Source organism: Moorena sp. SIO2C4, from assembly GCF_010672485.1.
Classification (GTDB): domain Bacteria; phylum Cyanobacteriota; class Cyanobacteriia; order Cyanobacteriales; family Coleofasciculaceae; genus Moorena; species Moorena producens.
In genome coordinates, this window is the sequence record NZ_JAAHGN010000207.1 from 1 (window position 1) to 8,780 (window position 8,780).

Sequence of the window (8,780 nt, forward strand, 5' to 3'; positions counted from 1 at the left end):
TAATAGGCAATAGGCAATAGGCATGGGGTGCATCTCATATTTGTAAAAAAGTTGCGTAGGGTGCGTTAGGGGGGCCTCATTTTCCGCCTCGTAGCCAGGGTTTGGATAGCTCGCCCCGTAACGCACCACCGTGTCAAACAGCAAAAATGAGATGCACCCTAGGCATGCTAGCAATAGGCAAAAAATAATGTGTACATCATAGCTATGATAAACGCTATATAATAGTAATCTAATAGTAATATAAATTCTATAGGGTACCTAAATGAATTGTGATAATTTTTGATTACCGACTCCCGACTCCCGACTCCCGACTCCCGACTCCCGACTCCCGACTCCCGACTCCCGACTCCCGACTCCCTTTACTCTAGTAATATAATTAGAATAATGGTTGCCAAGTTTTGCCGCTATCTTTGGATTGTAATATCCCATTCTGATCATTAGCAGCGTATAAAAATTCGGGATTAGACGGGGCGATCGCCATATACAAAAATAAGTCTCCTGTTTCTGAGCTTATGGCTTCCCAATTCTTACCCCCATCGGTACTTTTAAAGAATCCTCCGGAGTCTTCGGAAAGAATGTGAAATCCATAAATTACTGTCTTTTCTGCTTCGGATTTCAGAGCCAAACTAGCAACAAGGGACTCTTGAGAATTAGGGACTAAAATCCAGCTTTTTCCACCATCCCTAGTCTCAAATAATCCCAGAGTTGTAGCGGCAAACAGGTGCTCAGGATTGCGCGGGTCAACTACTAAGTTATGGGGATTATCCTCCAGTCCCTGCGCTGGTAATTGATTCCAGGTTTTGCCACCATCTTTTGAAACCAACAAGCCTTGTTTTCCAGAAACCGCCCATCCATAAATTACCTTGGGATTAGCTGGTGCGATCGCTAAAGTCAGAAAATCTACCCCGAGCAGGGATTTGAGCTGCCATTGTTGCCCTTTATTGTAGCTAGTCAGAAAACCGAGCTTGCCTCCTGATGGTGGATGTAAGCTAGCATAAAAGCGTCCGCTATCTTTGGGATGAGCCACAAAGCTGGTGAAATTAGAACGAGTTTCCCCAACTTGCAGCCATTTCCCTGCTTCAGTACGCTGCAATAACCCATGATGGGTGGCTACGTAGAGGATTTCCGGATTCTCTGGACTAACAGCCATAGCGTGAATATTAGTCTTCTGCCACCACTTCTCAGGAGCATCACTAAGAATAACGTTGTTATTAGTGACATTATTGGTCACTCCTGTTATGGTTGACTGAGTGATATTGGTTTTAATTGTGGTGGGTTGACAACCCATCACCGTAATAGCGACAATACTGTAAATAAACCAATTTTTAACCATATCGTTTATCTCTACATTCATCTATACATCAATTGCTTGATTGAAGCGGGTACAAGTGGCCCTACCACCAGTAATCCTAAGATGAATTCTCCCAATCCAAGGAGTGGACTGGTAATTTCAAATCTGGTAGTTAACGTTTTACTATCCACTGTTGCTGCTTCGGAAACTGTAGCGGTTGCCACAGGAGGAGTTATTGGTACTGATACCGATTCTAGATCAAGCTGGTTTGATGGTGATGGCGTAGTTGCTACTTCTGGGGTTTGTTGAGGTATGTTTGTTTGTGAAAATGTCCGGTGTGGGCAAGCAAAGGTTCTTTAATGTATTATATGTCTGGTGTATAACTCCATTATTTGGGAGTTGTCGCTCAGGAGTGGCGAGCTACAATATCTTAAAATATTAGTTAGACATTCGTTGTCTTTTTGTATCCCTTAGGATACAAGCCATGATCGAAATCCGGCAGACCGAAGCTTATTCCAAGTGGTTCAGTGGCTTGCGCGATCGACAAGCAAGGGCAAGTATTGATATTCGTATTCGTCGTTTGTCGATGGGCAACCCCGGTGATGTGAAACCAGTGGGAAGAGGAGTTTCGGAACTGCGTATTAACTATGGACCTGGCTAGAGAGTGTATTTCGTGCAGCGCGGGAGTACCTTGATAATCCTCCTTGCAGGTGGTGACAAGCGCACCCAAGACCGGGATATCAAGACAGCCCTAGATCTAGCACAAAAGGTATAGGAGATCGTGATGACCAACATCAAAACCCATCCCTGGGATGTGGCAGAACATCTGAAAACCAAAGAAGATATGGCTGCCTATCTTGAAGCTGCTCTTGAAGATGGGGATCCTGCCTTGGTAGTGGCTGCTCTACGGGATATTACTCGTTCCAAAGCAATGACACAAATTTCTCGCGAAACGGATCTCGGACATGAGAGTCTTGATCAGGCGTTGTCGATGAAAGGTAATCCAGAGTTAGCCACTTTTCTCAAGGTAATACAGGCACTTGGTCTACGGTTGCGGGCTACTCCGATATGAAGTATTGGGTAGCTCGATCATTGTGATCTCGTAGTGGACTGATTACTTTTTTGCTATTTACTTGTAAGTTAGTCAGCCCCCCGCATGGTTTTTAACGGGGTGCTGAATCTATTTAGAATACTATAGAGTTTCTCATCTTAATAAGATACAGACACATATTTTTGCCATGTTCTGTGTTCCATAAAATCTCAAACTTATGTACTTGAGCTATTTAAGAAATGCTATATATCCTTTATTAGTTACTCGCTTTACCTTCAGAACTCCTCCTAACAATCCTGCTGCCAAAATACCCACAATAGAAGCAGGCTCAGGAACAGAAGCGGGTTCAGAAATGGATGCGAAAACGCCACTAGCACTGTATGGGAGATTATCAAAACTAGGATCGAGAGAGACTAAAACATTCGGACTAAGATCTTGAATCGCTTTGGTCTGTCCTTGTGTTGTTCCTGGATCTGACTGTGTATCAACTTCAATATGCAAAGGTGTTTCAGGGGAGAAATTGGGTTCACTTAGATTTAATGCCGCAACTAAATCCCAAACGGGATTAGGGTCATTATCACTTTGGATAACAGTTAGGGCAAAGTCTAATAACTCGGCAGCAATTAAGCTCTCAGGTGTTCCAGTTTCTATCCATGCCGCTTGATCTTCACGAGTGAATTCGATTTGGTTTGTTGCATCCAGGGGAGTTAATTCAATTTTCAAGCCATTGTTTCCCGCCTCAAACACTTCTTGAGCAGCTACTGGGTCAATCCAGATGTTAAATTCAGCCACTGTATTGGTTGAAAAAGGCGGATCAGGCAGCACAGGTAGATTTCCGGGCACAAACACTGCACCACCCATGATTTGGACAACAGAGATATTTTCAACAATAGTGGGGTCAAGGCGAAGTGCTTCTGCAATATTAGTGAGTGGACCCGTTGCCAGGATAGCCACAGGAGAAGGTGAATCCTTAACGGTTTCTACAATTAATTCCGCTGCATTCCTTCTTTCAACAGATGGAGCACTATCGGGCAAGGTGACAAAGGGTGACCAAAAGGTATCCGAAGCATCTCGGATGAATGAAGGAAACTCGTTGTTTCCTGCAAGTGGATCAGGTCTGCCGATTCCCACAGGGATGCCTGTGATATTGAGTCGCCCTAGCATCCCCTCGACATTATCGACAAAGATGTTGGGGCGAGCAATCCCTTGGGAAAGAGTGAGTGCTTTAACGTCAAATTGAGGATTGCCTAGCATGTAAGCCCAAGCAGTCATTCCATCCTGGCTGCCATCATCATCAAGAATAACGGCAGTTTTTTGTGTCACCGAGGCAGCAAAGGCGGCCTGGTTAGGAAGACTGAGATTAAGCGCGATCGCTCCTGATAAAGCAGTTGTCACTGCTGCAAAGCTAAGAAAACAGGGATTGCTTTTCATGTGCTTATGTTATGGTGAATAATTACGAACTAGAAGTCTATGAGAAATCCATCCATTTCATGGAATAACTGCTGCTAACAGTAACAGTAAAGATGCGCCCAAGACATTCTACCATTAGCAATATCCCCATAAGTTAAACCTTTCTTAGTCAGGACTTACGCTACAAATTTATCTTTAGGGTCTCCCTAAAGACCCTACTACTGGGACTTGATATTAGGGTTTCCTCGATGAGTGGATCAGGCAAGAGATAATAAGTCTTGACCCTGCAGCTTGCTTATTTCCATGGAAACCACCACTCAAGATATGCGTTCGCTTCCATTGCCCCCTGGTAATGTCTGTTTACCCATTATCGGTGAGACCATCAGCTTTTTAACGGATCGAAATTTCCACAAAAAGCGGTTAGACAAGTATGGGCGCATCTACAAAACCCACATTTTTGGTAGTCCTGCGGTGACGATGACTACTGCAGAAGCGAATCAATTTCTGTTTACTAACGAAAATAAGTATGTTGCTGCTAGCTGGCCCAAAAGCACAGCAACCTTACTTGGAGCGGCCTCACTGACTAACCAAAATGGAGAATTCTACCAGAAGCGCCGCAAGTTAATGTCCCAGGCGTTTCAACCGAGAGCATTAGCTAGTTATATTCCCACCATGGCCAACATTACTAGCAACTATCTTGAGAAATGGGAAGAGATGGGAACCTTAACCTGGTATCCTGAACTGCGGGACTATACCTTTGATATCGCTAGTACCTTGCTGATGGGAACTGATGCAGGTTCCCAAACCGCTTTGGCTCAAGTATTTAAGAACTTTTGTGAGGGATTGTTCACTATCCCAATTTCTCTACCTTGGACAAGGTTTGCTAAAGCATTGCGTGCTCGTCAAGGATTGCTGACCCATATTGAAACCATTGTGCGACAGCGACAGCAACAGAAAAATTCCGGACAGGACGCCTTAGGATTATTGTTACAAGCCCGGGATGACGAGGGGAATTCCTTGAGTTTAGATGACATCCAAGACCAAGTAATTCTGTTGTTGTTTGCAGGCCACGAAACCTTAACCTCTGCGATCGCATCCTTTTGTCTGCTGACAGCGCAGCATCCAGATGTTCTTGCCCATCTCCGTGCTGAACAACAGCAGTTTTCTGGTTCAGAACCCCTAACCATGGAACATCTCAAGCAGATGACGTATCTAGAGCAAGTGCTCAAAGAAGTGCTGCGCATAATTCCGCCTGTTAGTGGTCTGTTTCGGAAGGTTATTCAGTCTTTTGAATTTAACGGTTACTTGATTCCTCAAGGTTGGACTATACTGTGCCAAATTACCGAAACCCACAAAGATGAGGAAATTTATCAATATCATCAACGCTTTGACCCAGATCGGTTTGGCCCAGAGAGGACAGAAGATAAACAAAAAATATTTGGATATATCCCCTTTGGTGGCGGTTTACGGGAATGTTTAGGCAGGGAGTTTGCCAAATTAGAAATGAGGATTTTCGCGGCTCAATTGCTCCGGGATTATGACTGGAAATTAGTGCCCGATCAAGATTTAGAAATGGTGGTGATTCCAACTCCCCATCCCCGGGATGGACTTAAGGTTAAGTTTAGCCGTAGAGTAAACTATTAACTATAGGATTTTTATTGGATAAGAAAATGTCGCCCTGTCTAAGCCATCCTAAGACACTGCTGTAGCTAAATGAACTTGTGTTAACATTTGATACAACTTATGAATCTACAGGTGCTGTTATTGACAGCTTAGATCGGTCTCCTATAGAATAACCCCGTGACTTGCTACGCTTAAACACAGGTGCAACCTTTACTGGCTCAGAACCCATAAATGATTTCTATGTAGTTTGGAGATATCTGTGTTTTGGCGTTAACAATCAACTATCTAAGGAGAAATCCAATGAACCTGAAAAAGTGGCTAACTACTGCAATATCTGTCCTGGTTGTGGTATTTCCCATTGTAATCACATTTTTGATGATCGCAGAGCCTGCACTAGCTCAGCGTAGCGATCGCAACCTCAAGCAAAACATTGCCGATGTTGATGTAGATCAGGTTTTGGCCTCTTTGCTCTGAATGTTGGCTTGGCTTTCAACTTTACCTAAAAATCTATCTAAGGAGAAATCCAATGAACCTGAAAAAGTGGCTAACTACTGCAATATCTGTCCTGGTTGTGGTATTTCCCATTGTCATCACATTTTTGATGATCGCAGAGCCTGCACTAGCTCGTACTCGTAGCGATCGCCACCTCAAGCAAAACATTGCCGATGTTGATGTAGATCAGGTTTTGGCCTCTTTGCTCTGAATGTTGGCTTGGCCGTAAACTTTAGGAAAGCGGAGATCTCGACAGGGGCTCTGCTTTCGTTTTGACCATAGATTTGTTCCAGAATGACCATTATGTTCTCAAATAAAACATGAGCATTGTTAACGACATCATGAAGCGTTTATCGCGGCGGGCAATTCCATTGTCGGCTGATCCGGAGTTTGTGGAAAATGTAGAGGCGACCAATCCTCAAGTGGTTTTGAAAAAATTAGCAGACATCCCCATCCAAACCTGGAACTATAAATCTGAGGATCCTGCAATCCGTCATATGGGGCCAATGGCACAGGATTTTTACGGAGCGTTCGGTCTTGGCAACACGGACAAGCACATATTTCATATGGACGCCATTGGTGTTTGTCTGGCTTCCATCAAGGGGCTAAATCAGCTGATTGAAGAGCAAAACCATCGCATTGCACAAAATCAGGAAAAGCTGGAGAAAAACGCCCGCTTGCTGGAAAAACTTGCCGATTTGGTGTCGGAGCAAAGTGAGGGAATAGACTAATGCTTGATACTGCTTATAATAGATTGAATGTCGGTCATAAGGATGTGTCAATTGATGATAATGGCATCATAATGGCTGCGGTCCAAGCCCTTTATAAAAAATTTCTGGAACAGGAAAAAATTATAGCCCAACAGGAACTATGCCTAAAGGAACAAGAGCAGGCAATCAGTCGGATCAAGTTGCCTGATCAGTTGCGTTGAGAAGCTCGGAGGGTGGGCAACCCTGCTGGTATTTCTGTATGGCTGTTTGATCAGAATGGGGATGGTGTTATAAGTCCTGAAGAATTTTATAATTTGCTCAAAGCCTGGGGAGTTAGCGATGAAGAATTAGAGATTGCTTGCTCTAAGCTAAATCTGAAAGCAGGTAACACTTTGTCTAAGGATCAGTTTAAAGACTTGCTTGAACAATTTCACAAAAGTGATGACCCAGATTCTCCTGGTAATTATCTTTTCGGTTCTTTCTAAGTTCGATAATTTGATATTGTAGATATCGTAGGGTGCGTTAGGCGAAGCCGTAACGCACCATCAATCATCTCAGGGCTGACTTTTTAGGTAAGTGCCATTCAGTCGATTTCTCAAACAAGGTTTCGATCGTCTAGAAATTCAACAGGTTCTTGATCTTTGCCATTTTCCCAGGTTAGTGAGAAAAACCAGATACCACTTTCACCAATACAAAAGCTAGCAGGGGTAAACTCCATTTGAGAGTCTAATGGTGGATTAGCTTGCTCAGAGGTATATTCCGCTGACCAGCTAAATGCTTCCCCTGTCCAGGTTAGCCCTTGGGCATGGAGTTGGTGGGCAAATATACGAACTTCATCCAGATTGGGAATGTAAATGGGAATAATCGGATTGTAGTTGTCGTCAATCTGGAGTTGAACTTTAGTTGCTATCACTTTTTTTCAGCTCCTTATACCAAACTTCTAAAATAAAGCTCTGATTTGCTTTTAAGATACGTTCAATTTCGTTAAGTTCATGTTGTTTGAACCCAACTGACTTAGCAAGTGCGATTGGTTCTAACCAAAATTTTGCCTCATGCTTATCCTTGTTGACATGAATATGAGGTGGTTCAGCTAGATCAGCCATATAGAACGAAAACTTATATCCTTTAACTCGCAAGACAACAGGCATAGCGCAATCATTGTGATCTTGTAGGGTGGGTTAGGCCAAGCCGTAACCCACCATTATTTATTATAAAAAACACACAACATTTATAATCTACTCAATTCAGTGATCCCAAAACAGTAGCAGCCGATCACACGAACTGCCAACAATAGTAAGCCCATTAGGTTAGCTTCCGCCTTTGCTGATGTCCGACAGACTATCACTCAGGTATGGGAAAATTCTCTGATGGGCTAGTTTTGGTGAACTTGTGGTGCCAGGGTTGGGTTGTTGCGATCCCCATTAGTTTCTTAATTTCCCTCCCGTTACACTAGCTAACTTTTTGAGTTCACAGACCCTGAAGTTTCAGAACTAATCTTACCTTTTATAGCAATTATCTATCCCATAAGGTACAAATTGATCCCCCGTTTCCCTTAATAAGGGGGACTTTGAGTTTGAAAAGTGTACCTCATAAATGCTAGAACCTCTATATAGCACTACGCATTAAAGTTAGGACATTGATACAAGCAGCAAAAGTGCGACCCGTGGCGAATTTAATTCTTAATGGTAAGAGCGCACCTAAGCTGTTGTAGTCAACTGTTGCTAGCATGCCTATTGCTAGCATGCCTTGCGCGTAGCGCTATAACAACCAACCAAAAGTTTTTTTTCGGTAAACTTAAGCTAAACTTCAAAGGTAAACTTCCGGATAAATAATCGATGCTCAAATTCTACTACAATCCCCTCTCCCCAAATGCTCGTCGTGTCTGGCTCACGTTACTAGAAAAAAACCTTACCTTTGAAACAGTATTACTTAAATTAGATGGCGATCAATTTAAACCAGAGTTTTTAGAAATTAATCCCTTTCATCACATTCCCGTTCTGGAAGATAACGGTTTGCGGTTAGTAGAATCCTTGGCAATTATGGACTACTTGGAAGCCAAATATCCCACACCTGCACTGCTGCCAACTTCACCAGAGGCATTAGCCAAGGTACGGATGGTACAATTGTTGACTGCTAATGAGCTATTTTCCCCAGTAATTCAACTAATCTGTCAAAAGGAAGATTCACCACAATTTAAACTAGA

13 protein-coding genes and 1 pseudogene are annotated in these 8,780 nt (G+C 43.1%); 10 read left to right on the top strand and 4 right to left on the bottom strand.

Going from position 1 to position 8,780, the window contains the following annotated elements; all coding sequences use genetic code 11:
* Nucleotides 1-376 precede the first annotated feature (376 nt).
* Nucleotides 377-1,333 (bottom strand): F510_1955 family glycosylhydrolase, encoded by a 957-nt coding sequence (locus F6K20_RS13310; protein WP_161603147.1) that lies wholly within the window; start codon nt 1,331-1,333, stop codon nt 377-379.
* A gap of 81 nt (nt 1,334-1,414) precedes the next feature.
* On the opposite strand from F6K20_RS13310, the gene F6K20_RS13315 reads away from it, so the two are divergent.
* The 3 genes and pseudogenes from F6K20_RS13315 to F6K20_RS13325 all read left to right on the top strand — a co-directional run bounded on the left by F6K20_RS13315 (nt 1,415) and on the right by F6K20_RS13325 (nt 2,363).
* Complete coding sequence (locus F6K20_RS13315; RefSeq protein WP_044492578.1) at nt 1,415-1,600, top strand: hypothetical protein; 186 nt, start codon at nt 1,415-1,417, stop codon at nt 1,598-1,600.
* Nucleotides 1,601-1,775: 175 nt separating this feature from the next.
* Nucleotides 1,776-2,066: pseudogene (locus tag F6K20_RS13320) on the top strand (type II toxin-antitoxin system RelE/ParE family toxin).
* A 9-nt stretch (nt 2,067-2,075) separates the two neighbouring features.
* The gene (locus tag F6K20_RS13325; RefSeq protein WP_008181971.1) at nt 2,076-2,363 is read left to right on the top strand and encodes an addiction module antidote protein; all 288 of its coding nucleotides are present in this window, start codon (nt 2,076-2,078) and stop codon (nt 2,361-2,363) included.
* A 207-nt stretch (nt 2,364-2,570) separates the two neighbouring features.
* Here the strand turns inward: F6K20_RS13325 and F6K20_RS13330 are convergent, their stop codons facing one another.
* A complete protein-coding gene (locus F6K20_RS13330) occupies nt 2,571-3,773 on the bottom strand; it encodes a nucleoside hydrolase (protein WP_008181969.1) in 1,203 nt (400 codons plus the stop codon).
* Between the two features lie 282 nt (nt 3,774-4,055).
* Here F6K20_RS13330 and F6K20_RS13335 point away from each other — a divergent pair, with 282 nt between their 5' ends.
* The 6 genes from F6K20_RS13335 to F6K20_RS13360 all read left to right on the top strand — a co-directional run bounded on the left by F6K20_RS13335 (nt 4,056) and on the right by F6K20_RS13360 (nt 7,062).
* The gene (locus F6K20_RS13335) at nt 4,056-5,396 is read left to right on the top strand and encodes a cytochrome P450 (RefSeq protein WP_008181967.1); all 1,341 of its coding nucleotides are present in this window, start codon (nt 4,056-4,058) and stop codon (nt 5,394-5,396) included.
* Between the two features lie 279 nt (nt 5,397-5,675).
* Nucleotides 5,676-5,849 carry a hypothetical protein gene (locus tag F6K20_RS13340; protein ID WP_271968735.1) on the top strand — a complete coding sequence of 58 codons (174 nt, stop codon included), beginning with the start codon at nt 5,676-5,678 and terminating at the stop codon, nt 5,847-5,849.
* A 52-nt stretch (nt 5,850-5,901) separates the two neighbouring features.
* A complete protein-coding gene (locus F6K20_RS13345) occupies nt 5,902-6,078 on the top strand; it encodes a hypothetical protein (RefSeq protein ID WP_154659679.1) in 177 nt (58 codons plus the stop codon).
* A gap of 109 nt (nt 6,079-6,187) precedes the next feature.
* Nucleotides 6,188-6,598 (top strand): tail fiber domain-containing protein, encoded by a 411-nt coding sequence (locus F6K20_RS13350; protein ID WP_008179841.1) that lies wholly within the window; start codon nt 6,188-6,190, stop codon nt 6,596-6,598.
* On the top strand, nt 6,598-6,798 hold the full coding sequence (locus F6K20_RS13355) for a hypothetical protein (protein WP_008179844.1): 201 nt from the start codon (nt 6,598-6,600) through the stop codon (nt 6,796-6,798). The genes F6K20_RS13350 and F6K20_RS13355 overlap by 1 nt, the downstream gene beginning before the upstream one ends.
* 12 nt (nt 6,799-6,810) lie before the next feature.
* Nucleotides 6,811-7,062 (top strand): EF-hand domain-containing protein, encoded by a 252-nt coding sequence (locus tag F6K20_RS13360; RefSeq protein ID WP_008179845.1) that lies wholly within the window; start codon nt 6,811-6,813, stop codon nt 7,060-7,062.
* Between the two features lie 110 nt (nt 7,063-7,172).
* Here F6K20_RS13360 and F6K20_RS13365 read toward each other — a convergent pair whose 3' ends face one another.
* Both F6K20_RS13365 and F6K20_RS13370 read right to left on the bottom strand, forming a co-directional pair.
* Complete coding sequence (locus F6K20_RS13365) at nt 7,173-7,490, bottom strand: hypothetical protein (RefSeq protein WP_008179846.1); 318 nt, start codon at nt 7,488-7,490, stop codon at nt 7,173-7,175.
* Nucleotides 7,477-7,725 carry a DUF4160 domain-containing protein gene (locus tag F6K20_RS13370; RefSeq protein ID WP_044492297.1) on the bottom strand — a complete coding sequence of 83 codons (249 nt, stop codon included), beginning with the start codon at nt 7,723-7,725 and terminating at the stop codon, nt 7,477-7,479. Before F6K20_RS13370 ends, F6K20_RS13365 begins: the two co-directional genes overlap by 14 nt.
* 687 nt (nt 7,726-8,412) lie before the next feature.
* On the opposite strand from F6K20_RS13370, the gene F6K20_RS13375 reads away from it, so the two are divergent.
* Nucleotides 8,413-8,780 (top strand): glutathione S-transferase family protein (locus tag F6K20_RS13375; protein ID WP_287294959.1); only part of this gene is annotated, 368 nt, incomplete at its 3' end.

Coding starts and splice junctions, on each gene's coding strand:
- F6K20_RS13335 (WP_008181967.1), top strand. CDS start 4,056: ATGGAAACCACCACTCAAGATATGCGTTCGCTTCCATTGCCCCCTGGT.
- F6K20_RS13315 (WP_044492578.1), top strand. CDS start 1,415: ATGAATTCTCCCAATCCAAGGAGTGGACTGGTAATTTCAAATCTGGTA.
- F6K20_RS13350 (WP_008179841.1), top strand. CDS start 6,188: ATGAGCATTGTTAACGACATCATGAAGCGTTTATCGCGGCGGGCAATT.
- F6K20_RS13355 (WP_008179844.1), top strand. CDS start 6,598: ATGCTTGATACTGCTTATAATAGATTGAATGTCGGTCATAAGGATGTG.
- F6K20_RS13310 (WP_161603147.1), bottom strand. CDS start 1,333: ATGGTTAAAAATTGGTTTATTTACAGTATTGTCGCTATTACGGTGATG.
- F6K20_RS13345 (WP_154659679.1), top strand. CDS start 5,902: ATGAACCTGAAAAAGTGGCTAACTACTGCAATATCTGTCCTGGTTGTG.
- F6K20_RS13330 (WP_008181969.1), bottom strand. CDS start 3,773: ATGAAAAGCAATCCCTGTTTTCTTAGCTTTGCAGCAGTGACAACTGCT.
- F6K20_RS13340 (WP_271968735.1), top strand. CDS start 5,676: ATGAACCTGAAAAAGTGGCTAACTACTGCAATATCTGTCCTGGTTGTG.
- F6K20_RS13325 (WP_008181971.1), top strand. CDS start 2,076: ATGACCAACATCAAAACCCATCCCTGGGATGTGGCAGAACATCTGAAA.
- F6K20_RS13370 (WP_044492297.1), bottom strand. CDS start 7,725: ATGCCTGTTGTCTTGCGAGTTAAAGGATATAAGTTTTCGTTCTATATG.